Genomic DNA, 24,780 nt, shown 5'->3' with positions numbered 1-24,780 from the left:
TCAAATAAACTTCGAGTAATTTAAACCAATCAATCAATGAAAATAATTTCGATCAATCAACCAGTAAAAATCCACACAAGTTGTTCTTCATAATCTCTTAATGATCTTCTTGCTACTTCGTCAGTAGCAAGCTAGGTCGGCTATATTACTCTCTATTTCTAGAAAGTCAACCAGTGATGAAAATTATTTTTAAACTTATCAAATAAAACCCAACTCAACCAATCTTACCTAAGTTACTGTTTTATCAGAAGTTTTAGTCTTCATCACCGCCGATGGATGTGCATTCTACAGCATTTCAGATGCCTTGCAACACCTTTTTTAAAACATTTGAAACGTATGTTTATTTTATAAACCAAGATATTTATAAATAACTGTTTTATATAAAAAAATATTTTAATAAAAATGTTCATTATTTTATTTAGAAATGGTCATAATAGTTAAGTAATTGATTTTTATAAATTTTATTAAATTAAAAAAGCAAAAAGCAGAACTTTCGTCCTGCTTTTTGTACTGAATCTAATCAGATTAGAACTTCATACTAATACGCGCCCAATAGTTACGACCAATATTATTAAATTGCTGATCGCTTGGTAAACCTGCTCCTGACGCACCCATTTTGTTTAAATGCTCGGTATAAGTTTTATCTAGTACGTTATCAACACCTACAGACACATCAACACCTTTACTTAGGTTATAGCTGCCGTTTAAAGATAGTACGCCAAAACCACTACTCTCTTTCACATCATAACCCACGATATTACCTTCACGTTCACTGATACGACTTTGACCATCTACCACACGTAATAATGCGCCTAGAGTATATTTATCTTGAACATAGCGCAGGTTTAAACGTCCTTCCAGAGGTGAAATTTGTGGTAACGGCGTATTGTTTGTGGTGTTTTCACCCCACGCATACATGGCGCTCACATCTGCCTGCAAAGCATCGGTAAATTGATAACCTATACCAACTTCTGCACCTGCAATCGTGGTATCCACATTTTTGGTTTCAGCTTTATTGTTTGCATTGTACTTGGTCAAGATAAAATCTTGAACCAAACCAGCATAAGCCGATGCCCAAGAACTGAATGCGTCATGTTCATGTTGATAACCCAAATCAAGTTGAAGTGTTTTTTCAGTATCAATGCTCTTAAAAGTATTGTCACTACCATTACCTTTAACAGGGCTAAACAATTCCCAATAATCCGGCATACGCTCTACATAGCCCAAACCAACATAAGTTTTAGCATCATGGTGTGGATGTTGATTTTCTAAACGAATAAAACCACTTGGCAAGGTTTCTTTACGTTGTTGAGCCGTTTGTACTGCGTCTACCTCAGCTTGATCAATACGCACACCTGTGACTAACTTATTTTGATCATTCAGTTGATAACTCAGTTCACCAAAACCACCATAAGACTGAAACTCCATATCGGTTAAAACAGGCTTACTCAGATAAGAACCTTGTTTATCTGTTTTGCGAATACCATGTTCATTATTTTGGGTATCGATACCTGTAATAAACTGTAATTTATCCCACTCATGCGTCACAGCCATACGTGCATTTAATGTTTTACGCGTCACATTGGTTGCCATTTCCATCATAGGTTTGGCGCGTAAACTATAGTTATCCATCACGTGATCATTAAAACTATAGTTCACCTGTGCTTCAATTTTCTTAATCACATCAGTGATATTTTTCTTTTCTACACGCAAACCCAAACTTTCGCGGTCAAATTCAGAACCATCCATCATGCGGCCTGCATAAACCACCTCAGCATCACCTCGACCACCTGTCAGCTCAAGCCAAGTGTTTTCATCAGGTGTCCAACCTAATGCAATATCGGTATTCCATCTTTCCCAATCTGATGGAACTTTATTGTTATCACCATCCTTATAACTATCCGATACAGATCGGCTCGCATTTAAACGAATGTATTTTTTATCATCCCCCAATGCTGCTTCAACATTATGATCTAAACGACCATAAGAGCCCATAAGTACACTAGCTTGTCCACGGTAATTTTTATCTTCTGTAAAGCTTTCAGGATTACGTTCAAAAATAACTGTTGCAGCAGAACCTGTATTGGCATATTGAACCGTTTGAGGACCTTTAATCACTGAAATACGGTCATAACTTTCTGGAGAAATATATGAAGTGGGCGAATCCATCCGGCTTGGGCAGGCACCCAAGTTTTCTGTGCCATCAGTCAGGATTTTAATGCGTGAACCAAACATGCCACGAAAGGTCACATCGCCATTGGTACCTGCTCCGCTATTGACCGAACTGAAACCTACAATACTTTGCAGATAATCTGCACCATCGGTTGCCGGCACTGGCTGAATCGGCTGTTTCGGATCAGCACGGACAATCAGACCATTGGCATCATTACCGGCAGTTGAAGTCACCACAATCGGTGCCATGGTTTGTACTGGCATGGCTTCATTTGCCAGCACCATCGAAGAATAACAAGCAACACAAATCGCAGCCGCAAGGGGCTGTAAAGAAAATTTAGGCTGAGCCATTTTCTATCTCACTGAATACATAAATTGAACACGGCCTAAGTCAGTAAAGACCCAGGCAAAACAACGTGGATTTATGCAAACAGTGGCGGTGCCCGTCCCTGCGGGATTAAAAAGAGTCGCTGAAGGATAAACCAGACATGCTTAAAGGCTTGTTCAAAAGCCAATAGTCTGACCTGAATTCGATCCAGGACTTCTTTCACTTCAAGCTCAGGCGGCAAAACCAGGTTGCCATAGACAGTACAGTACTGACACTGATGACTGGCATCGTGTTCATGCGCTATGGAGTCCGAGGAAATAGGATGCTGATCAAGATGATGAGCAGGATGTTCAGAATGAACATGCGAGGAAACTAAAAGGGCACGCGTGATGGTTTCACAGACCGGAGCAACTTGATATTGCTTCGGCAGCAAAGGCTGTAAGAATACAGCAATCTGTAGAAATACCGCTAGAAAGGAAAGTAGCAGACCTCCCCGCAGAACCATAGGCAAACCCTTAAATTTATCTAGGCTGAGTATAACAAAACCCAATCAAAATTGGGCTTGTTGAATCATAAAAATTGCTTGGGAAAATAATTTTAGCGTTTAACTGCAACTTTTTCCTTATTGCGCTGGCGAACCAGTTTTTCTACTTTTTCACGGGCACGCTGACGTTTTAATGGCGACAGATAATCCACAAAAAGTTTACCATTTAAGTGATCCATTTCATGTTGGATGCACACAGCGAGAAGTCCATCAGCCTCTTGTTCAAAGGGTTGACCATCCAGACCAATTGCCTCAATTTTTACGCGTGACGGACGCTTAACTTTATCGTATATTTGAGGAACTGATAGACAGCCCTCTTCATAAGGCTGTGTTTCTTCAGTCAATGGTGTGATTTTGGGGTTAATGAACACCATGGGTTGATCTTTGTTTTCAGACAGGTCCATCACAATCAGCTGAATATGACGATCGACTTGAGTCGCGGCGAGTCCGATGCCTGGCGCTTCATACATGGTTTCAAACATATCTGCAGCGAGCTGACGAATTTCATCAGTAACTTCTTCGACTGGTTGTGCAATGGTACGAAGACGGGGATCCGGGAAACTTAAAATAGGTAATAAGGCCATACTGCGTCCTCAATTATGCCATTGATCAAAAAACCAAATGAAGGGAATGCTTCATCAAAAAAATGTGTGTAAGATCGTTATTATAACGCAATTACGCACATAATTTTAGGAATTATGATAATGAAAAAGGTTTTGAAGGGCATGCCATTTTCTAGTGCCTTGGGGTTAAAAAATCAAATGCTCGCACTGGCAGTTTGTGTCGGAGTGAGTATGGGGACAATGTATTCAGCCGAGGCAGCTCCTGCCCGCAACGTCAATCCACCTGCTTTAAAAGCCAGTGCGCCTAATGTCTACGTGGTCAAAAAAGGCGATACATTGTGGGATATTTCAAAACGTTTCTTAAAAAATCCGGTGCGTTGGCCAGAAATCTGGGCCAGTAACAAGCACGTGAAAAATCCACATTGGATTTTTCCAGGTGACCGCCTGTTGATGTGTGACTATCAAGGTCGTCCAATTATCGGTAAAGACGAAGGTGATGGCTGTGAAGGTATCATCAGTCGTTATATCGGTAGTACTTCATTACAACCACAGGTTCGCGTTGAATCTTTAAATAATACGATTCCAGTGATTCCATTAGCGCATATCCAGCAATGGTTGGAACGCTATACCATAGTGGCAGCTGATTCAGTTCAAGGTACGCCTTACATTCTCGGCACTGCAGACCAGCGCGTACTGGCCGGTAAAGGCCAGAAGGTCTATGCACGCGGCAATGGTCTGGTGGTTGGCCAGCGTTATGCGGTGTATCGTGAGGCAGACCCTTATGTCTTTACCGATGCCAATGGCAAGAAATACACGGCTGCTCTAGAGCTGCAACAGGTTGCTTCCGGAATCGCAGTACGTGGCGAAGGTGATGTCACCACGCTGGAATTGACAGATAGCTACAATGCCGAAGTGCGTCGTGGTGACCGTGTATTACCTGAATACGATCCGATGTTGCCTACCCTGTTCTATCCAGTGAATGCAGAAAATACGGTTGCTGGTGGTCAGATTGTGCGTGTACTGGGTTCAATTGGTACAGCAGCACGTCATAGTGTCGTGACGATTGACCGTGGTACGGCACATGGGGTTCAGACTGGTCATGTCTTTAGCGTAAACCAGAAAGGTGAAGTCGTGACTGATCCGAAAACCAAAGAGCGCGTACAGCTTCCAGGTGAGCGCATTGGCAATGTGATGGTCTTTAAAACTTTTGACCAGCTGAGCTATGCTTATGTGCTGGAAAGTGAGTTACCTATCAAGGTGGGTGCCAATATTCAAGCGCCATTGCTAGATGAATAATAGATTGATCTAACTTTACAACTGAAAGAATAAGAAGACACACGTATAGGTCTCGATATGCTGAACTCTTTATCACGCGTGCAACTGGAAACACTGACGTTATGGTATCTGGTTCAGCATTCTCTTTCGAGCTTCTATAAAATCAGTCAGCATTATTCAAGTCTGACCACAGCCATACAGCCTGATCAGGTGCCTACCTGGCAGGCGCTTGGCATTCATGCCAATCATGTCCAACGCTTAAAAGACTTCTCGCTTCCAGAATCACAACAGAAATTTCAGCGCTGTCTGGAAAAAGTTCAGCGAGATAGTGATTTTGTTCTACTCTACCATGATCTGCACTATCCGCAGCAACTCAGCCACTATGTAGACAAACCACCGATTATTTTTGGCCAAGGTCAGCCGGATACCCTGCTACAAGCCCAAATTGCAGTTGTGGGAAGTCGCAAGCCTAGTCCTCATGGCCGGCAAGTAGCTTATGATTTTTCCTTTTATTTGAGTGAACAGGGTTTCTATATTAATAGTGGATTAGCACAAGGCATAGATGAAGCTGCTCATCGGGCAGGATTAAAACATCAGGGAACCATTGCGGTGATGGGAACCGGACTGGATCAGACCTACCCTTCTCAACATGCACAATTGCGCCAGGAGATTATTGCGCATGGTGGTGCCGTCATTACCGAGTTTCTACCAGAAACCCCACCGTTGCAGCATCACTTTCCACGGCGTAACAGGATTGTCAGTGGCTTAAGTCTCGGGGTCATTGTGGCTGAAGCGACCTTAAAAAGCGGCTCTCTGATTACGGCCAAACTGGCTGCCGAACAAGGCAAGACTGTATTTGCCATTCCGGGACATATTTATAGTGAATATCATAAAGGTTGCCATCAGCTGATTCGTGAAGGCGCGATTCTGATTGATCACCCGCAACAGGTGATTGAAGAACTGGCTCTGGCAACCCAATGGCAAGCCTTACAAAATGAAGTACAACATGACATGGCGGATGAACTTCCTACACACATACCGCCCCATTTGCTCAGACTTTATAACCAGCTGGACTGGGTCGGACAGGATCTGGATCATCTCAGTCATCATCTGCAACAGGATGTTTCTTCTCTCACCGGTCAATTGATGGAACTGGAGCTACTTGGCTTTTGCACCCAGCAAGCCGGCATGTATCTACGTTGTCGTCCGCATAAATAAGGTTCACAATAGACACTTCTTGTTTTGATAAGGTATACACATGATCACCACCTCTGTTGCCGAAGCAGCTAAATGTCTCAAAGCTGGACAGGTCTTGGCATACCCTACAGAGGCTGTTTGGGGCTTAGGTTGCGACCCCTATAATGAGCAGGCATTTCACCAGATTTTAACCTTAAAACAGCGCCCGATTGAAAAAGGCGTGATTTTACTCGCAGCTCATATTTCACAAGTGGAACATTTACTTCAGGATCTAAGTGAAGAAATGCGTGAAAAAGTAATTGAGTCGTGGAGTAATGATCGACCTACAGACCGGGCGACCACCTGGCTACTCCCTGCCAATGACGATATTCCAGGCTGGATTAAAGGCAAACACCTTAAAGTGGCAGTGCGCGTGACCACTCATCCTCTTTGTGTAGCCTTGTGTCAGGCTTTTGGCGGTTTTATTGTTTCAACCAGTGTCAATCCTGCCGGCTTAGAACCTGCACGTTCCCTGCAAGATGCCATGCGTTATTTTGGTCAGGATCTGAATTATCTGAATGGTGATCTGGGACTGAGCCAGAAACCAAGCCGGATTATTGATGCCGTAACAGGTGAAATTATTCGTGACTGAGCCTTTGCTCAGTCATTTTTCTTTTCAAGTCGACTAAAGTTTTAAGATAAAAAAAAAGCTCAACCATATAGGGATGGTTGAGCATAAAAAAGGATGTGTATCAATCACATCCAGAGGGTATCGAAATCTCTGGACATTTCAGCAACAGTTGCTGATCTGCGATGGAGCGTATTATGGGCGAACAGTTTAAAAAAAACAAATATATTTTAGCTCTTAAAAAGCAGCTTAAACCTATGATTAATCAATCATTATTTTAAAAAAATTCAAATTATCTTGCTCTTTTTAAAGTGCTTTTTAAAGAACCTAAAACCTCCCATCCTCGACTAAAGTCTATTTGTCTTTATTTACGAGATCATTCAAGCAAAAAAACTAAGTTTGTTTGTTCGTTTTTTAGGCAATTATTTGGCTTTTAGCAGCACCGGCGCCATGGTTTTTTTCTGGGCCAGTACAATGCCGAACAGAATAATCGCCCCACCAGTACTGTGATAAATGGTCCAGGCCTCTTTTAACCAGACCAAGGCAATTAAAGCAGTAAATACCGGCATCAGGTTCATAAAGATACTGGTACGGTTCGGCCCCAGACGCTGAATCGCCATCATCCACAGCAAAGGTGCAATCAGTGACGGGAAAATACTGGCGTAGATGACGCTGCCAGCATTGGCCAGATTAATGACATCTAGACCCAACCAGGCCACAAACGGCAGGTGATACAGCAATGCAAATAGAATCTGCACATACAGGCTCAGCATGAGCGGAATCTGCAGCTGCCATTTTTTCAGAAAGACCCCGTAAAAGGCATAGAAAAATACGGCAATAATCATCAGCAGATCACCCCACTGGCCGCCAGCATGCAGCAGCCCCCACGGATTACCCTGCCCCATCACATAGATCAGCCCGGCAAAGGACAACAGACTGCCAATAATCGCATAGCGATTCGGGATATCGCGCAGAATCAGCATCGACACAAAAATGGTGAAAATTGGAATAAAGGCATTAATAATGCCCATATTGGTGGCGGTGGTGTAATGTGCGGCGGTATACGCCAAGCCCTGATACAGCACCAGACCAAAGGCACTCAGCACTGCCAGCTGTTTCAGATGCGGTACGATCAGGGCACGTTCACGAATCACTCGCGGCAGAATAAACGGGGTCAGAATCAGAAAGGCAAAAAACCAGCGATAAAAACTGATGCTCACCGGCGAAATAAAGTCCGTCACATAGCGGGTCACGACAATATTCAGTGACCAGATCAGGACCGCAGTCAATGGAAGCAGCATGGCCCACCACATTGTTTTTTGCTGCTGCGTCATAACTTCATCCTTGTCTCTATCTATTGTTAATCTATGCCTTCTTGGCAAGTGCCTAAGCATAATTGATTTTTCAACTAAAATTAATGCTATTTGTAGCCGGCAAGTAAGCATTTCACTGATTCCGACTTGTACTATATTTAAATACCCGTTAAAACAAATAGCCCTTATTCATTTAATAAAAAGGAAATCTGATGAGCACTTCTGTGTATGACATTCCGGTAAAAACGATTCAAGGAACGGACACGACGCTGAACCAGTATCAAGGCAAAGTCTTGCTGTTGGTAAATGTGGCATCAAAATGTGGCCTCACTCCACAATACGAAGGCCTGCAAAAACTTTATGATGATAAAAAAGCCGAAGGACTGGAAATTTTAGGCTTCCCTTCCAATGATTTTCTGGAACAGGAACCTGGAAGTGAAAAGGAAATTCAGGAATTCTGTTCCCTGAACTATCAGGTGGATTTCCCGCTGTTTGCTAAAATTCCGGTCGTGGGTGAAGCTAAACATCCTTTGTATGCTACTTTGACTCAAGCTGTGCCAGAACGTATCGGTGAAGGTCCGTGGTGGAAAGACCTGGTCGACTATGGCCTGACTCCAAATGAACCACCTGAAGTCCTCTGGAACTTTGAAAAGTTCCTGGTGAACAAACAGGGTGAAGTCGTTGCACGTTTTGCACCGGATATCACGGCAGATGATTCACGCCTGCTGGATGCAATCAATGCTGAGCTTGCTAAATAAGTCTTTTTAAATAGGTCGGTTGCAACTGATGACCAGTTTAGCCGACCTGGCTCATAGGCATGAACATTGAATTTCATATTTTTTCAAAAACTTATCTAAAATTTATGTTTACTGAAACCGCCCAGACCCGATAAAACATGAGTCTATTTCCATAACAATTCGAGCAAAACAATATGAGTCAGTCCATTTATGAGATTCCGGTAAAAACCGTTACTGGAAAAAATACGACTTTGTCCGATTATCAGGACAAAGTCCTGCTGATTGTGAATGTCGCATCGAAATGTGGTTTAACCCCACAATATGAAGGACTGCAAAAACTTTATAATGAGAAAAAAACCGAAGGACTGGAAATTCTGGCTTTTCCTGCGAATAACTTTAAAGGTCAGGAACCGGGCACAGATGAGGAAATTCAGCAGTTCTGCAGTTTGAACTATAATGTGGATTTCCCGCTATTCTCCAAGATCTCTGTCGTGGGTGAAGATCAGCATCCTCTTTACCATTATCTGACCCAAGCTCAGCCGCAACGTACAGGCGGCGAAGATTTTGCAGAGCGCCTGAAAAGTTTTGGCAATACGCCAAATGAATTACCAGAAGTGCTATGGAACTTTGAAAAATTCCTGGTCAACAAGCAAGGCGAAGTGGTCGCGCGTTTTGCACCCAATATTCCGGCAGATGATGCTCGCTTGCGAGATGCAATTAATGCAGAATTGGCTAAATGATTTGTAACAGTAATGTAAGTATCTATTTCAAGAATAGATAATTATTATTTATTTTAAAATCAAATACTTAAGACCAGATTTACTTGGCTCTAAAATCTCCATGATTTACGCTTAATTTTTATTTTTCTACAACACTTCATTCCATATTTATCAATGAGTTGAGCCTAATATGCAGTTATCCCAAGAGAGATAACGATAGGTTCAAAACATGAAAAACTTAGTAAAAGCAGTCATATTTTCATTATCTAGTGCACTTGTGGCGACTTCAGCTTTTGCTGCAGCTCCAGAGCATCACTCGCAACACCATCAGCCACAAAAAACGCATGTTCAGCAGCATGCACAGCATAAAGCCCCTGCACACGATCAACAGCATAAACAGGTACATAAGAAAGTAGATCCTTCACGCGATTGGCGTGTAGGTCAAAAAGTACCGGCTCAGTTTCAGAGCAAAGTGTACAAGGTAGACCACAGCAAATACAAAAGACTCAGCAAACCTGGTAAAAACCAGCAATGGATCAAAGTGAATGGTGACTATATCCTGACCAATGTGATGAGCCATAACATTATCAAAATTATTGCAGGATAAGTTTTATCCTCCTCGGTGAAAAAAGAGTGCTTCGGCACTCTTTTTTAATGTCTTAATCATTTGTATTCAAAATATTTGTTATTACTTTGCAACAATCTTTTTTATCTCCACATTTTATTCTTATAGTCATGCCTTAGAACCACCTGCACCGAGACCACGATTTCATGTCCAAGATTCTTGTAAATGCTCTTCTTCCTTTTGCATTATTTAGCTCAGGCATTTTATTAATGGGCTGTGAACAGGCGACCGAAGCACCGGTCGAGCAAGAACAAAGTACACTTTCTACTGATCTTAAACCTGTACAGCAAAGTGATCGTACGACGACTGCGCAAACAGAGCTGAAGTCTGGCAATATGTTTTATATGGTGCGTGATGTGGCCGATCTGCAATTCAAGGCGGGCAGTTATGTTGAACAGTTAAAACAGACCCAAATTGATCTGCAAATTGCGGTAGATACTAAAGATACCCAGCAACTGCAAGCTACAGCAGGCAAGTTACAACAACAGTTGACAGGCTTTAATCAGGCCTTAGGTGAATTGAATTTAAAAAGTCAGGAAATTGATCAGGTACGTAGCAATATCATGAGTGCCAATCAACAGGTTCTGGCTTCTCCTTTACTGAATGGCCAAGTCGATTTCAGTCAGGTTGATTTAAAGAAAATTGAAAGCCAGATGGTCAGTGTGCAAGCTGAAATGCTTAAACTGGCAGGCATGCTGATTCAAAACTCAGATAAAGACGCTTCATCAGAAGCTGAACCAGAAAACACCTGATTTACGTTGATATCTCGTTCAAAAAGAAGCCACTGTTTAAGTGGCTTCTTTATTTTAAAAATTAAATATTATTTTTTTGGGCTTTTTACCACTACCAATCGTTTCTGCACAAATTCCTTGAAACCATCAATTGAAAGTTCATGACCATAACCTGAATTTTTGATTCCGCCAAATGGCAGCTCTGGCGCAGTATCGGTATACCAGTTAATCCACATCATGCCAGTTTCTACACGTGAAGCCAGCTTTTTCGCCCGCTCAATATTTTGTGAATGAATGACGCCACCAAGACCATAATTGGAATCATTGGCAATCGATACAATTTCATCTTCATCTTTTGCCACATAAATTTGAGCGACCGGGCCAAAGAATTCTTCATACCAAGCCGGATTATCACGGCTGATATTTTCCAGAATAGTTGGCTGATAGAAATTACCTTCATGTTCATAAGGCTTACCACCAGTCAAAACTTTCGCGCCATTCTCTACAGCTTTATCCACCTGCTTAGTCAGTTTTTCCAACGCATCTGCTGAAGACAGTGGGCCAAGAGTAGTTTCAGAATCCAATGGATCACCAATTTTTAAGCCTTCAAAGACCTCGAGCATGCCCGCTTTAAATTGTTCTGCAATTTTCTCATGCAGGATAAAACGTTTAGCTGCTGTACAAACTTGCCCCGTGTTATTAACGCGTGCCTGACAGCCAATTTTGATCGCTTTTTCCAGATCAGCATCATCCAGCACAATGAATACATCATTACCACCCAATTCTAATGTGGATTTGGTGACATGTTTACCGGCCTGCCCCGCTACTGCACGCCCTGCACCTTCTGATCCCGTAAGAGCAACGCCTTGTACACGTGGATCTGCGATAATATCTGCGACCTGATCACTACTGATAAACAGATTAGTCCACACACCTTTCGGTGCGCCTGCATCAAGAATCAACCGTTCAAAGGCTTCAGCACATTGCGGAACGATGCTGGCATGCTTGGCTACCACAGGGTTACCAATTGCGCAGTTGGGGGCAAAGACACGCATCAATTGATAGAATGGGAAGTTCCAAGGCTCTACCGCCATAATAATTCCTAAGGGATGATGTTCTACCCAAGCTTCTCCCAGTTCCGTTTCATAAGAAACTGGCGCTAAAAACTCTTTGGCATGATCAGCATAGTATTCAGCAATTTTGGCGCAGGTTTCGATTTCACCTTCACTCTGCTTGATCAGCTTACCCATATCCAGCGTCATGATTTTAGCCAGTTCTGACTTACGTTCCCGCATATTGTTTGCCAGTTTACGAAGTACCTCAATCCGGGTATCTACTTGTTGAATCCAATCCGACTTCAGGATTTTTTCTGCGGTATCCAAAGCATTCTGGATATCTTGATCAGTATGTGACGGATAATCTTTTAATTTCTGGTTATTAAAGGGGTTAATGGATTGATAACTCATAATTAGATCCCTGCTTGGCCAATTCAATTTTTATAAATGGATAACAACGTGATTCGCGTCGTGACAGAGGTAGTAGAACCGTGAAGCTTTTTACTGAATAAATCTGGAAAGCTTAAAGACGCCATATCAACTTAGCATTGTTTTTTTCTGACTATGACTTTGCTTACAGATTGGTTCAAAAGATTACGCAGCGCAGGTAAAAGTTATATCGAGTGGTACAAAGTGAAAGTTATTTAAGAACCAGAAATACTAAAACTGATACTTTCAACATTCATACTTCCAAAAATTCCTAGTTAAATCAAACAATCCAAATCAGCTGTTCTAAGGCGATGCCTAAATAATATAAATTTCAAATTTTCAGGTATGTAGTACATTATCTATATAGCGGATAAAAGAAAATTAATCATGAATCAAATAACATCTACTATCATTCAAACAGCAGAAAACTATTTTGATAATGCAGTTTTAGAAACGACCGATACTATTTTTCAAGAAATTGTAAAAGCTTTTCCAATAGCATCATCAGGTTTAGCAATTTATCAAGCTTTTAGGAATTATAACGAAAAGCAAAAACTGAAAAATATCCTAGAATTTATAAAAGAAGGCGAAAGCTTGGCATCAGGCACATTACTAAAAATCTTCAAGGATCAAAATAACTTAGAAATAGGTGGTGAGCTACTCAATGCATTAGATAAAACTTATTTAGTGCATCAATCCAAAATGCTTGCTCGACTTGCTCTTTTATATGATGTAAATGAAATTAATAGAGCAAATTTTCTCAGATATGCTCATATTATTCCTCACTTCACTTCTTTTTTATTAGAAGGCTTAGAAAAGGCATATGTAGCCTTTGAAAAAAATAAAACTAATAAAAATTATCACCTTAAAAATGAAGAATGTAATTTTTCAGCATCTGAATTAGAAAGATTTGGTTTTTTATATGTTGTTGCAACATTCGGTACTGGCAATAATTATGGTAGATCAAAAGACTTAATCTTTTTCTATGAGAATATTTATCAACATAAACATAGAAAAAATTAAACCCATAAAAAAACCACCCAAAAGGGTGGTTTTTTCAATCTTAAACCAGCAATTACATTGCACGGTTTTTGATTTTGCGGATCGTTTCCAGCTGAGCAGCAGTTTCTGCAAGAGCAGCCAAAGCAGCAGCAGAGTCCAAATCGCTCTTTTGATTTGCTAGCAATTGTTCAGCGTGTTTACGCGCTTCAATAATTGCAGCTTCATCCAAGTTTTCTGCACGGACTGCTGTATCAGCAAGAACCGTAACAACATGCGGTTGAACTTCTAGAACACCACCAGATACATAGATTAATTCTTCTGTACCGTTTTCCAAAATAACGCGGATCGCGCCAGGTTGGAGCAAAGTTACCAGCGGAGCGTGACCAGGCATAATACCTAACTCACCGCCAGCACCTTTAGCAATTAGCATAGTTACAGTGCCTGAGTACAAAGACTCTTGAACACTTACAACGTCACATTGCATAGTCGCCATGAGAATCTCCTAAATTAGGGAACTAATTAAAGTTTCTCAGCTTTAGCAATCACTTCGTCAATACCACCAACCATGTAGAACGCTTGTTCTGGGATGTGATCGTATTCACCAGCTAAAAGACCTTTAAAGCCACGAATCGTTTCTTTAAGCGGTACAAGTTTACCAGGAGCACCAGTAAACACTTCAGCTACGTGGAACGGTTGAGAGAAGAAACGTTGGATCTTACGTGCACGGTATACAGTAAGTTTGTCTTCTTCTGACAATTCGTCCATACCAAGAATTGCGATAATGTCTTTCAATTCTTTATAACGTTGAAGAACGTTTTGAACTGAACGAGCAATTTCGTAATGCTCAGTACCAACTACAAGTGGATCTAGCTGACGTGAAGTAGAGTCAAGTGGATCGATCGCAGGGTAAATACCTTGAGAAGCGATGTCACGGCTCAATACAACAGTTGCGTCCAAGTGAGCGAACGTAGTTGCAGGCGATGGATCTGTTAAGTCATCGGCAGGTACGTATACCGCTTGGATTGACGTAATAGAACCAGACTTAGTCGATGTAATACGTTCTTGAAGAACACCCATCTCTTCTGCAAGAGTCGGTTGGTAACCTACTGCAGATGGCATACGGCCTAGAAGTGCTGATACTTCAGTACCCGCTAGTGTATAACGGTAGATGTTGTCGACGAACAATAGTACGTCACGGCCTTTACCGTTTTCGTCTTTTTGATCACGGAAGTACTCAGCCATAGTCAGACCAGTCAACGCTACGCGTAAACGGTTACCTGGTGGCTCGTTCATCTGACCGTAGACCATTGCTACTTTGTCTAGAACGTTAGAGTCTTTCATTTCGTGATAGAAGTCATTACCTTCACGGGTACGCTCACCAACACCAGCAAACACAGATAAACCTGAGTGAGCTTTCGCGATGTTGTTGATCAACTCCATCATGTTTACAGTTTTACCAACACCGGCACCACCGAACAGACCAACTTTACCACCTTTCGCGAACGGGCATAGTAAGTCGATGACTTTAATACCAGTTTCTAGAAGGTCAGTAGAAGCCGCTTGTTCTGCATAAGAAGGCGCTTGACGGTGAATTGGTAAACGCTCTTCAGTCGCAACAGGACCAGCTTCGTCGATCGGGCGACCAAGAACGTCCATGATACGGCCAAGAGTCGCTGTACCTACTGGTACAGAAATCGGAGCGTTAGTGTTAGTTACGTTCAAACCACGCTTAAGGCCTTCAGTAGAACCCATTGCAATAGTACGAACTACGCCATCACCAAGTTGTTGCTGAACTTCTAATGTAGTTTCAGTACCGTCAACTTGGAGAGCGTCATAGATCTTAGGAACGCTGTTACGTTCAAACTCGACGTCGATAACCGCGCCGATGATCTGAATGATACGACCGCTACTCATTGCTGTCTCCTCAATTCAAACTAATATATGTTAAACGGCAGCGGCACCACCAACGATCTCAGAAATTTCCTGAGTAATCGCGGCTTGACGCAGCTTGTTATAAATAAGTTGCAGGTTCTTGATCAACTCACCCGCGTTATCAGTTGCAGCTTTCATTGCAACCATACGAGCAGACTGCTCACACGCGATGTTTTCGATCACACCTTGATACACCACAGACTCGATGTAACGAACCAACAAGCCATTTAAAAGCTCTTCAGCTTCAGGCTCGTAGATGTAGTCCCAACCGTATTGACGGTTAAGCGTCTTGTCTTCTTCAGCAGCTGCCAAAGGAACAAGCTGTTCGATCTTTTGGTTTTGAGTCATGGCGTTGACAAAGCCGTTAGAAACCAGATAAATACGATCTAACTCGCCTTTATCATAAGCGTCTAACATCACCTGTACAGAACCAGATAACTGTTCAAGACTTGGAGTGTCGCCCACTTGAGTGGTCGCACCAAGTACTTTACCGCCGTAGTTTTTAAAAAACGAAACCGCTTTTTGACCAATCAAAGCAAATTGAACTTCAATTGACTGCTCTTGTTGCTGTTGAACGTGTTTTACCACTTTCTTGAACAGGTTAATGTTCAAACCACCAGCAAGTCCGCGATCTGATGACACGATGATATAGCCAACGCGCTTTACAGGACGTTCAACCATATAACGGTGTTTGTATTCAGGATTCGCTTGAACCAAGTGAGCAATTACACGGTGCATATTTTCGGCATACGGACGGCCTTGAGCCATGCGCTCTTGCGCACGACGCATCTTAGAAGCTGCTACCATCTGCATCGCGCGAGTAATTTTCTGCGTGCTTTTGATACTAGCTACTTTGGCGCGAATTTCTTTTAAATTTGCCATACGCTTAACCTAGTATTCGAAGGCCCTTTCGAGCCCTCGAAGGTTGATTCCGTGAACCAAACCAACACCAATCTAGCAAGTTGCTAAATTAGTAAGTTTGAGTCGCTTTGAATTTTTCAATACCGGCTTTGAATTCAGCTTCGATATCTTTATCCCAAGCACCAGTCTCGTCAATTTTTTGCATTAATGCAGCATGTTCTGAACGGAAGTAAGCAATTAACGCAGCATCAAAGTCCACGATTTTCTTAACTTCTACGTCAGCCATGTAGCCTTCGTTAGATGCATAAACTGATACAGCTTGGTCAGCGATTGAGTATGGAGCATATTGTTTTTGCTTCATCAACTCAGTTACGCGTTGACCGTGTTCAAGCTGTTTACGAGTTGCTTCGTCAAGGTCAGAAGCGAACTGAGCAAACGCTGCCAATTCACGGTACTGTGCAAGTGCAGTACGGATACCACCAGACAATTTCTTGATGACTTTAGTCTGCGCAGAACCACCAACACGAGATACAGAGATACCCGCGTTCACAGCAGGACGAATACCTGCGTTGAACAATGATGTTTCAAGGAAGATCTGACCATCAGTAATCGAAATTACATTGGTTGGTACGAATGCAGATACGTCACCTGCTTGAGTTTCAATAATCGGCAATGCAGTTAATGAACCAGTTTGGCCTTTAACTTCACCGTTAGTGAATTTCTCAACGTAGTCAGCAGATACACGAGAAGCACGTTCAAGTAGACGTGAATGTAGATAGAACACGTCACCTGGATAAGCTTCACGACCTGGTGGACGACGAAGAAGCAATGAAATTTGACGATACGCAACAGCTTGTTTAGACAAGTCATCATAGATGATCAGAGCGTCTTCACCGCGGTCACGGAANNTTAATGCCAGAGTTTTTCTGAGCGATGATCGCGTCGATCGCCATAGCTGTTTTACCAGTCTGACGGTCACCAATGATCAACTCACGTTGACCACGGCCTACTGGGATCATTGTATCTACTGATTTATAACCAGTTTGTACAGGTTGATCCACTGATTGACGCCAAATTACGCCTGGTGCTACTTTTTCAACAGCATCAGAAAGTTTTGCATCAATAGGGCCTTTACCATCAATTGGGTTACCCAAAGCGTCTACGACACGGCCAAGAAGTTCAGGACCAACCGGAACTTCTAATACACGACCTGTACAACGAGCTTTTTGACCTTCTTGAAGGCTTAAGTAGTTACCTAAAACAACGACGCCCACTGAATCCTGTTCTAGGTTCAGTGCCATACCGTATAAGCCGCCGTCGAATTCGATCATTTCACCGTACATTGCATCAGCAAGGCCGTGAATGCGCACAATACCGTCGGATACCATAACAATGGTACCTTCGTTTTTAGCGGTCGCGCTGGTGTCCAGATCGCCGATACGCTGTTTAATGAGCGCACTGATCTCGGATGGATTCAGTTGTTGCATTGCGCTATACCTCAATCTTTTTAAAGTTCAGTCTTCTTATTGCAATTAAGCTAGAAGACGAGTACGCATTTTTTCAAGCTTATTAAGCGCAGAATCATCTATCACTTGGTCGCCTGCACGAATAACCACACCCGCGATTAACGCCGGGTTAACTTCTACAGAAACATTTACTGCTGCATTGAATTTTTTCTCTAACGCATGAGTAAGAAGTTGTTCCTGTACAGAAGTCAATGGGAATGCTGATTCAATTACAACATCCACAGTATTGTTATTCTGTGATTTGAGCTGTTCATATTCTGCAGCGATTTCAGGAAGCAAAGCCAAACGTGCATTTTCAGCAAGCATAGTCAAAAAGTTTGACACTGCAGGCGTTTGGTCTTCGCCTAAAACTTTAGCAAAAAGTGCCACCTGCTCAGCAGGTGTCAACTCAGGGCGATTTAGATAAGCTGAAAATGCTTCGTCTTGCACCGCAGCACTGAGCAATTCAAGTGCAGTTGACCAAGAGTCAGCTGTACCTTGCTCAGAAGCGTAAGCAAATGCTGCTTTAGCGTAAGGGCGTGCCAACGTCAAGAGTTCAGCCATAATCCGCCTCTCTTAAAGTTTAGCAGCCAGCTGAGTCAGCATGGCATTGTGAGCTTCTGCGTCAACTTGCTGGCTAAGAATTTTCTCAGCACCAGCAACTGCAAGAGCAGCCACTTGTTGACGTAATTCTTCGCGAGCAGCATTGATTTCAGTATCAACAGCTTCTTTAGCTTGTTGACGAATACGCTCACCTTCAGCTGACGCTTGAGTACGAGCTTCTTCGACCAATTGCGCTGCACGACGGTTCGCTTGTTCGATCAATTGAGCCGCTTGTGCTTTTGCCGCGTCCAGTTCAGCTTTCACTTGTGCTTGCGCATCTGCAAGGTCAGCCTTCGCTTTTTCAGCAGCATTTAAGCCATCAGCGATTTTACGCTGACGTTCACTAATCGCATTGATTAGTGGTGGCCATACAAACTTCATGCAGAATGCGACGAAAATCGCAAACGCAATCGCTTGGCCAAACAATGTGAGGTTGATATTCATTGCAAATTCCTCAAATAGTGAATTTCGGAATTAAGCTGATTAACCTACAAATGGATTAGCGAAGATGAAGAACAAGCCAATACCAACACCGATCATAGGCACAGCATCAAGAAGACCCGCGATTAAGAACATACGAGTTTGAAGTTGTGGAGCCAATTCTGGTTGACGAGCTACAGCTTCAAGGAAACGGCCGCCTAGAAGACCAAAACCAATCGCAGTACCTAAAGCACCGAAAGCGATCAAGATAGCAGATGCAATTGCAACTAGACCTAAAGTGAGTTCCATGATAATTCCTCAGAGGTTAGGTTTATACCAAATTAAGTTAAAAAATTGTGCCCAACCATCCCGTGACAGTTAGGCAATACCATTAATGCTTTTCGCTTGCCATGCTCAAGTATACGATAGTCAGCATCATGAAAATGAATGCTTGTAGCGTAATAACAAGAATGTGGAAGATCGCCCAAGGCACAGATAACGCCCACTGGATCCAGAACGGTAATAACGCGATAAGAATGAAGATTAACTCACCCGCATACATGTTACCGAATAGTCGTAGAGCCAATGAAACTGGACGTGCAAGGAAGGTTACCAATTCCAGAATCAAGTTCACTGGAATAAGAATCGCTTTTGCAACTGGGTTACTTGGGTTAAATGGGTTAAGTGCTAGTTCACCAACGAAGCCGCCAACACCTTTTTCACGGATGCTGTAGAACAAGATAAGTGCAAATACAGACAATGACATACCAAGGGTAATGTTAGGGTCAGTAGATGGAACGATCTTGAAGTATACGTGGTGTGGATCAATACCAAACAGGCCACCAATCACGTGTTGAGCGACATAAGGAATCCAGTCAACCGGGATAAGGTCCATCAAGTTCATGAGGAAAATCCACACGAAGATGGTTAGCGCTAGTGGAGCGATCAAACGCGATTTACCATGGAAGGTATCGCGTACACTTGAGTCAACAAACTCGATAATCATTTCGATTGCAGACTGGAACTTGGTAGGAACACCAGAGTTTGCAGCTTTCGCTACGAGCCAGAATAACAAGCAGAAAATGATACCGAGGCCGATTGACCAACCCATTGAATCCAAGTGAATAGCAGTGAACCCCATCTGTTGAGCTTCAGCACCATTCTCGGCCAATTTCCATGTACCGTCTGGCATTTTGCCATAGGTCATATTGGTCAAGTGATGCTTGATATACTCGGTCGAAGTAAGGGCATGTTCTTCAGCAGCCATAAATCACACCTGGTCAATGTCAAAAAACTATAGAACAAACGAATATCGCGTGCTGCTTGATATCTCGCCTGCTCCTAAAAAAACTTTTCAATTTTTTGTTGTGTTTAAACTCGTTTTTGTAGACGTGACACCCAAAAAGGAGCGACCCACGACATGGCTTGAACGAGCATAAAACCACAAAACAACGCAACCGGGGATAACGGCTTGACATTGCTTAAAATTAAAATGAAACCAACAATCACAATTGCAAACTTGCCCATCAGGCCTTTATACATGTTCGAAAGAACCTGCTTAGATGCCCGGGCTCCTGCCGCTCGAAATGATTGCCATGAAAAATAACAACTCGCAAGCCAGCAGACGAACGCCCCCAAAGCGGCACTCAAGGCTAAGGTTGAGTCTTTCACGACCCAGCCAATCAAGGCTGAAACAGGAATCATTAATGCTTGTAAGAGGACTAAAGCTTTCGCTAATCGTCGGTCAATCAAGCGACTAGTTCGGCTCATTATTTATTCACTCACAGCAAGCATGCTTGACAAGTTTAGCTGATGATTATTTTTAATCGCAGGCATTATAGAGTTACACCCCTGAACATGCAATCTTTTCCCGACCTTAGTCGTGTTTTTTTCAACAGATCAAATGCTGGCAAACTAATCAAAACTTGATTATTTTTAAATCATTGATGGGCATTTAACACACATTTACGGGTTTGCTCGGCCAATTTCTGCCAGGCCTGGATAAAGTCCCCTGCCCCACTCATGCTTTCATCGACACTCTGGAATACAATCGGTTTCAGTTTAAGGTACTGACTTTCACCAGCATGTGCTTCTGCCAGCAGACACATTTTGCTCTGCACACGACTGTCTTGCAGATACTTGATCTGCGCCACGGTTGGTGACACATGTGGATCATCCGTCAAAGCCCCCATGAACTTCAGGTTCAATGGGCGTTCCAGATATTGATAGGCATCATGATAGGACCAATAAGGTTGAGCTTTACTTGTAGAACTATAACGCTGTGCAGTCAAAAACATGGTTTGGGCAAAGTCACGCGCATTTTTCCAATAGGCCTCCCGATGCTCAGGCAGTTGCTGAGAACGTAGGGCTGCAATAAAGAAACCGATACGTACTGCATTGTTAGGATCGAGCCAGACATGGGTATCGACAGTATCTTTTAAGGCTTGCCCACGTGGATTACGCATTGGCAAAGTGGTCAGAATACCCGAATCTAAAATCGCGATACTTTTATTGTTATTGTTCAACACTTTTGCCAACGGTGCTTCATGTGCCTGCCCTAACCAGATCACCAGACCAGCATCCTGAATCGTTTTCCGGTGTGCCGGGGTCAGGCTGACATCATGACCAGTTTGATTGGCCAATAATAAAGTCGGCTGTTCCACGCCTTGAGTAATGGTCTTGGCAATCAGATAAATCGGCTGCGTTGAAACCACCAGATTTTGCGACCAGCTTAGGGTGCTGAACAAAGCCAGGCTACACAGGGCAAGGAAACGGAACATGAAGAGAAATCGCTATATAAGGACAAATTTGATAGTGTTATAATATAACAAAATTACAAAAATACCTATGCCCAATCGAAACTCTGGACGCTTCATGTTAAGATTTGAAATCTTTTAATTTTCAGTTTCGCACCTGAGGTGAACTATGGGTTCATGTTCGCACGAACACCACAATGCATTGCACGGCGTACACGACCATCCAAATGTCGCGCAGCGTCTGGCCGAAGCAGAGAGTCTTTGTGCGGCAAGTGGCGCACGCCTCACTCCTTTACGCAAAGAGGTACTGGAACTGATTCTGAATGCAAGCGGCCCGATGGGTGCGTATGATCTGCTGGCACAAATGAAAAATACCAGCGACCGTCCTGCTGCCCCACCAACGGTGTACCGTACACTCGACTTTTTATTAGAAAAAGGCTTTATTCACCGCCTGACCTCTATTAATGCCTATATTCCCTGCTGCCATCCGCGTGAAGGCCATCAGGCGGCATTCTTGATTTGTACTGAATGTAAAGCCGTAAAAGAAGCATCTGCACAAGGTTTATTAGAACAACTGGATGCCTTGGCGGCTTCAGACGATTTTAGTGCACACCACAGCATTATCGAAATTTCAGGAATCTGTCAGCAGTGTCGCAACAAAGCTTGAATGCATCACCCTTGATCCAGCTTTCCAAGATCTGGGTCAATATTGATGATCGTGACATTTTAAAGGCCATTGATTTCTCTTTGCAGGAGAAAGAGATTGTTACGCTGATTGGGCCGAACGGTGCCGGTAAGTCGACCCTTATAAAGGTCATGCTTGGGATCGTCAAACCGAAATCAGGTGAAATCAAAACGGCGCGCAAGCTGAAGTTCTCTTATGTGCCACAAAAATTCAATCCTTCACATAGTTTACCGCTACGTGTCAAAGATCTGCTGGCGCTAGAAAAATGCCCATCAGCTATTAAAGCTGAAATTATCCGTGATACCGGCATTGCCAAGCTGGAAAATTCCAAAGTTCAACAGCTTTCTGGCGGTGAACGTCAACGCGTCCTATTGGCTCGTGCCTTATTACGTCAGCCGGATATTCTGGTACTGGATGAACCGATGCAGGGTCTAGATATTCAGTCTGAGGCTGAACTGTATGAATATGTGCGTAGCCTGCCGGAAAAATATGGCTGTGCCATTTTAATGGTATCACATGACCTGCAATGGGTGATGCAAGGTACGCATCGTGTGGTATGCCTGAATAAACATATCTGCTGTAGCGGCCTGCCAGAAAGCGTACAGCAGCATCCAGAATATCAAGCCATTTTTGGTACCAACCGGGTGTTCTACCAGCATCATCATGACCATTGTGCGCATGGTGATTCAGCCACACCATGCCAGCACGATTCACGCCCCCACATTCACCCCGAGCCGGAAGCTTAAGCCATGATGGATTGGTTATCTCTCCTATTACCTGCATGGATTATGGGAACACTCTTGGTGTTCCTGACCGCACCACTCGGCTGTCTGATGCTATGGCGTCGTATGTCTTTCTTTGCAGATACGATGGCACATGGCACTTTGCTCGGTGTTGCGATTGCTGGTGCACTCAGTTTGCCATTATGGACTGGTGTCACCTTAATCGCCTTACTATTGGTGGCGATTTTATGGGTACTTCATGACCCACGTCTCCCAAATGACGCGTTGTTAGCATTATGTTCAGCAACCCTATTATGTTCTGGCTTATTGTTCATTCAACATTTACCAAGTTTAAGACCAGAACTGCTGAGTTATCTGTTCGGTGATTTGCTGACGATTTCCTGGAATGATTTACCGACTTTTGCTGTGGTGATTATTGTTGCACTGGCTGTGATTTATAAAAGCTGGCAGGCACAGATCCAGATTGCCATTGATCCTGATATGGCGATCAGTGAAGGGGTGAATGCAAAACTGCAACGTCTGATCTTTATGCTGTTATTGGCATTGTTTACTGTATTGGCATTACGTGCGGTCGGTTCACTCTTGATGGGTGCATTGCTGGTGATTCCAGCTTTGACGGCTCGCCTACTGGCAAATTCTCCTCGTCAAATGGTGATCTGGGCTTTTGTGATTGCACAAATTGGTGTGACAGTCGGGCTCTGGTCAAGTGCAGGTCTGAATATGTCAACAGGTCTGACCATTGTGCTGACCATGTCAGTATTTTTTGCTGCTATCTTTATTCTGCAGAAGTTTAAAAAACTGGCTTAAGACATGGCAGGCAAATTTTATCTAATTAGTGCCTGCTTGCTCGGACACAAGGTCCGTTATGATGGCCGCGACTGTCTGGTAAAAGAGTTGGTCGATCATTTGCTACCAGATCAATATGTCACAATTTGCCCTGAAGTCAGTGGTGGTTTGCCTATCCCCCGGCCCTCAGCAGAAATTCAAGGCGGTACAGGATTAGAAGTTCTTAAAAGTTTAGCTCAAGTAACAGATATTCAAGGACAGGATGTATCTACTGCTTTTATACAGGGAGCTTATGCTGCCTTGGAGCTAGCACAGAAATTTCAAGTCACCCATGCTGTCTTAAAAGCCAATAGTCCATCTTGCGGCAGCAAGCTGATTTATGATGGTTCATTTACTGGAAATAAAATTCAGGGTGATGGCGTGACGGCTGCATTATTTAAACAGCATGATATTGAGGTCATGACTGAAGATGAATTTTTACAGATGATTCTTTAAGAGATCGTTAAATTCCCTCTCCTTTAAGAAGAGGTTTCCCTACTGATGCACCAAACTCAATAAAAACGCAGCTCCAGCGAACAAGCTGGCAAAAGTTCGATTCATGACTTTCTGCTGTTTTGGCGATTTTAGAAGACTCAGAACCTTGGCAGCCAAGCCGGTATAACCTGCCATCACAATCAGATCAATCGTTACCATAGTCGCGGCCATAATCATATATTGAATCCATTGCGGTTTAGATAAATCCAGAAATTGCGGTAATACTGCCAGCAAAAATACAATTGCCTTGGGATTACTCATATTGACCAGAAAACCGTGGATGACGAGTTTTCCAGCTGATTTTCGTGCGAGTTCATGTTTAATTTCAATCGACTGCGCTGGTGCTTTCCACTGCAATAAGGCCAGATACAATAAATAGGCAACTCCAAACCATTTCACAGCAAGAAATGCCCAAGGTGTAGTCGCGAACAATACCCCTGCCCCGGCAGCCACAATGGCAATTTGAACCAATAGGGCGAGTTGCAGGCCGAGCGCATTCCAGTATCCATGTCGAAAGCCATAATTCAGTCCGCTCGACATCGAAGCAATAGCACCCGCACCTGGGGAAATACTGATCACCCAACAAGCTAACATATAAGCAAACCAGACTTGATAGGACATGGAGATTTAACTCATTCAAATTCAGGATCTAATTATA

At 43.0% G+C, this 24,780-nt stretch carries 27 protein-coding genes and 1 pseudogene; 12 read left to right on the top strand and 16 right to left on the bottom strand.

The features are described from left to right. Positions 1–525 precede the first annotated feature (525 nt). The 3 genes from B3J29_RS10945 to def form a co-directional block, all read right to left on the bottom strand. A complete protein-coding gene (locus B3J29_RS10945; protein WP_175966345.1) occupies positions 526–2,523 on the bottom strand; it encodes a TonB-dependent copper receptor in 1,998 nt (665 codons plus the stop codon). A 71-nt stretch (positions 2,524–2,594) separates the two neighbouring features. After that, positions 2,595–3,005 carry a DUF2946 family protein gene (locus B3J29_RS10940; RefSeq protein ID WP_104426935.1) on the bottom strand — a complete coding sequence of 137 codons (411 nt, stop codon included), beginning with the start codon at positions 3,003–3,005 and terminating at the stop codon, positions 2,595–2,597. Positions 3,006–3,097: 92 nt separating this feature from the next. After that, entirely contained in the window at positions 3,098–3,628 is a 531-nt protein-coding gene (gene def / locus B3J29_RS10935; RefSeq protein ID WP_175966347.1) for a peptide deformylase, read from the bottom strand. 120 nt (positions 3,629–3,748) lie between these two features. On the opposite strand from def, the gene B3J29_RS10930 reads away from it, so the two are divergent. From B3J29_RS10930 to B3J29_RS10920, 3 genes are read left to right on the top strand one after another with little or no spacing between them, the layout of a single operon-like run. Then, positions 3,749–4,903 (top strand): LysM peptidoglycan-binding domain-containing protein, encoded by a 1,155-nt coding sequence (locus tag B3J29_RS10930; protein ID WP_175966349.1) that lies wholly within the window; start codon positions 3,749–3,751, stop codon positions 4,901–4,903. A gap of 57 nt (positions 4,904–4,960) precedes the next feature. Beyond that, positions 4,961–6,100, top strand: coding sequence for a DNA-processing protein DprA (gene dprA / locus B3J29_RS10925; RefSeq protein WP_175966351.1), 1,140 nt, complete (start codon positions 4,961–4,963; stop codon positions 6,098–6,100). A gap of 40 nt (positions 6,101–6,140) precedes the next feature. Continuing rightward, positions 6,141–6,710 carry a Sua5/YciO/YrdC/YwlC family protein gene (locus B3J29_RS10920; RefSeq protein WP_175966353.1) on the top strand — a complete coding sequence of 190 codons (570 nt, stop codon included), beginning with the start codon at positions 6,141–6,143 and terminating at the stop codon, positions 6,708–6,710. A 398-nt stretch (positions 6,711–7,108) separates the two neighbouring features. Here the strand turns inward: B3J29_RS10920 and B3J29_RS10915 are convergent, their stop codons facing one another. Further along, the gene (locus B3J29_RS10915) at positions 7,109–8,020 is read right to left on the bottom strand and encodes a DMT family transporter (protein WP_175966355.1); all 912 of its coding nucleotides are present in this window, start codon (positions 8,018–8,020) and stop codon (positions 7,109–7,111) included. Positions 8,021–8,211: 191 nt separating this feature from the next. Between B3J29_RS10915 and B3J29_RS10910 the strand changes: the two genes are divergently transcribed. The 4 genes from B3J29_RS10910 to B3J29_RS10895 all read left to right on the top strand — a co-directional run bounded on the left by B3J29_RS10910 (position 8,212) and on the right by B3J29_RS10895 (position 10,832). Continuing rightward, positions 8,212–8,757, top strand: a complete 546-nt coding sequence (locus tag B3J29_RS10910) for a glutathione peroxidase (protein ID WP_104426931.1) — start codon at positions 8,212–8,214, stop codon at positions 8,755–8,757. A 173-nt stretch (positions 8,758–8,930) separates the two neighbouring features. Next, positions 8,931–9,476, top strand: coding sequence for a glutathione peroxidase (locus B3J29_RS10905; protein WP_175966357.1), 546 nt, complete (start codon positions 8,931–8,933; stop codon positions 9,474–9,476). 208 nt (positions 9,477–9,684) lie between these two features. After that, positions 9,685–10,062 carry an RcnB family protein gene (locus B3J29_RS10900; protein ID WP_104426930.1) on the top strand — a complete coding sequence of 126 codons (378 nt, stop codon included), beginning with the start codon at positions 9,685–9,687 and terminating at the stop codon, positions 10,060–10,062. Positions 10,063–10,226: 164 nt separating this feature from the next. Continuing rightward, positions 10,227–10,832 (top strand): hypothetical protein, encoded by a 606-nt coding sequence (locus B3J29_RS10895; RefSeq protein ID WP_175966359.1) that lies wholly within the window; start codon positions 10,227–10,229, stop codon positions 10,830–10,832. 68 nt (positions 10,833–10,900) lie between these two features. Here B3J29_RS10895 and B3J29_RS10890 read toward each other — a convergent pair whose 3' ends face one another. Further along, a complete protein-coding gene (locus tag B3J29_RS10890) occupies positions 10,901–12,277 on the bottom strand; it encodes an NAD-dependent succinate-semialdehyde dehydrogenase (RefSeq protein ID WP_175966361.1) in 1,377 nt (458 codons plus the stop codon). A gap of 405 nt (positions 12,278–12,682) precedes the next feature. Here B3J29_RS10890 and B3J29_RS10885 point away from each other — a divergent pair, with 405 nt between their 5' ends. Then, on the top strand, positions 12,683–13,318 hold the full coding sequence (locus tag B3J29_RS10885; RefSeq protein ID WP_175966363.1) for a hypothetical protein: 636 nt from the start codon (positions 12,683–12,685) through the stop codon (positions 13,316–13,318). A 52-nt stretch (positions 13,319–13,370) separates the two neighbouring features. Here B3J29_RS10885 and B3J29_RS10880 read toward each other — a convergent pair whose 3' ends face one another. The 10 genes and pseudogenes from B3J29_RS10880 to B3J29_RS10835 all read right to left on the bottom strand — a co-directional run bounded on the left by B3J29_RS10880 (position 13,371) and on the right by B3J29_RS10835 (position 21,398). Next, entirely contained in the window at positions 13,371–13,790 is a 420-nt protein-coding gene (locus B3J29_RS10880) for a F0F1 ATP synthase subunit epsilon (RefSeq protein WP_004780711.1), read from the bottom strand. 26 nt (positions 13,791–13,816) lie between these two features. Then, on the bottom strand, positions 13,817–15,211 hold the full coding sequence (atpD, locus tag B3J29_RS10875; protein ID WP_004780710.1) for a F0F1 ATP synthase subunit beta: 1,395 nt from the start codon (positions 15,209–15,211) through the stop codon (positions 13,817–13,819). 30 nt (positions 15,212–15,241) lie between these two features. After that, positions 15,242–16,111, bottom strand: a complete 870-nt coding sequence (atpG, locus tag B3J29_RS10870; RefSeq protein ID WP_004780708.1) for a F0F1 ATP synthase subunit gamma — start codon at positions 16,109–16,111, stop codon at positions 15,242–15,244. Between the two features lie 88 nt (positions 16,112–16,199). Beyond that, a pseudogene (locus B3J29_RS10865) lies at positions 16,200–17,577 on the bottom strand (F0F1 ATP synthase subunit alpha). 45 nt (positions 17,578–17,622) lie between these two features. Continuing rightward, complete coding sequence (locus tag B3J29_RS10860; RefSeq protein ID WP_004780705.1) at positions 17,623–18,159, bottom strand: F0F1 ATP synthase subunit delta; 537 nt, start codon at positions 18,157–18,159, stop codon at positions 17,623–17,625. A gap of 12 nt (positions 18,160–18,171) precedes the next feature. Beyond that, a complete protein-coding gene (locus B3J29_RS10855) occupies positions 18,172–18,642 on the bottom strand; it encodes a F0F1 ATP synthase subunit B (RefSeq protein ID WP_004780703.1) in 471 nt (156 codons plus the stop codon). A 39-nt stretch (positions 18,643–18,681) separates the two neighbouring features. Continuing rightward, positions 18,682–18,927, bottom strand: coding sequence for a F0F1 ATP synthase subunit C (atpE, locus tag B3J29_RS10850; RefSeq protein ID WP_000424060.1), 246 nt, complete (start codon positions 18,925–18,927; stop codon positions 18,682–18,684). A gap of 82 nt (positions 18,928–19,009) precedes the next feature. Then, complete coding sequence (gene atpB, locus B3J29_RS10845; protein WP_004780701.1) at positions 19,010–19,885, bottom strand: F0F1 ATP synthase subunit A; 876 nt, start codon at positions 19,883–19,885, stop codon at positions 19,010–19,012. 104 nt (positions 19,886–19,989) lie between these two features. After that, positions 19,990–20,388: an ATP synthase subunit I gene (locus tag B3J29_RS10840; protein ID WP_004780700.1), complete on the bottom strand. Its 399-nt coding sequence runs from the start codon at positions 20,386–20,388 to the stop codon at positions 19,990–19,992. A gap of 170 nt (positions 20,389–20,558) precedes the next feature. Further along, positions 20,559–21,398 carry a metal ABC transporter solute-binding protein, Zn/Mn family gene (locus tag B3J29_RS10835; protein WP_175966365.1) on the bottom strand — a complete coding sequence of 280 codons (840 nt, stop codon included), beginning with the start codon at positions 21,396–21,398 and terminating at the stop codon, positions 20,559–20,561. A 145-nt stretch (positions 21,399–21,543) separates the two neighbouring features. On the opposite strand from B3J29_RS10835, the gene B3J29_RS10830 reads away from it, so the two are divergent. From B3J29_RS10830 to B3J29_RS10815, 4 genes are read left to right on the top strand one after another with little or no spacing between them, the layout of a single operon-like run. Then, a complete protein-coding gene (locus B3J29_RS10830; RefSeq protein WP_175966367.1) occupies positions 21,544–22,041 on the top strand; it encodes a transcriptional repressor in 498 nt (165 codons plus the stop codon). Beyond that, positions 22,023–22,805: a zinc ABC transporter ATP-binding protein ZnuC gene (gene znuC, locus B3J29_RS10825; RefSeq protein ID WP_005233382.1), complete on the top strand. Its 783-nt coding sequence runs from the start codon at positions 22,023–22,025 to the stop codon at positions 22,803–22,805. The genes B3J29_RS10830 and znuC overlap by 19 nt, the downstream gene beginning before the upstream one ends. A gap of 3 nt (positions 22,806–22,808) precedes the next feature. Further along, entirely contained in the window at positions 22,809–23,609 is an 801-nt protein-coding gene (znuB, locus tag B3J29_RS10820) for a zinc ABC transporter permease subunit ZnuB (protein ID WP_175966369.1), read from the top strand. A 3-nt stretch (positions 23,610–23,612) separates the two neighbouring features. Next, positions 23,613–24,083 (top strand): DUF523 domain-containing protein, encoded by a 471-nt coding sequence (locus B3J29_RS10815; protein ID WP_175966371.1) that lies wholly within the window; start codon positions 23,613–23,615, stop codon positions 24,081–24,083. 39 nt (positions 24,084–24,122) lie between these two features. Here the strand turns inward: B3J29_RS10815 and B3J29_RS10810 are convergent, their stop codons facing one another. Continuing rightward, positions 24,123–24,743 (bottom strand): LysE family transporter, encoded by a 621-nt coding sequence (locus tag B3J29_RS10810; protein WP_175966373.1) that lies wholly within the window; start codon positions 24,741–24,743, stop codon positions 24,123–24,125. Positions 24,744–24,780 lie beyond the last annotated feature (37 nt).

This window comes from Acinetobacter sp. UBA5984 (genome assembly GCF_002429925.1).
In the GTDB taxonomy this organism is placed as follows: domain Bacteria; phylum Pseudomonadota; class Gammaproteobacteria; order Pseudomonadales; family Moraxellaceae; genus Acinetobacter; species Acinetobacter variabilis.
This window is presented reverse-complemented; position numbering and strand designations above follow the sequence as displayed.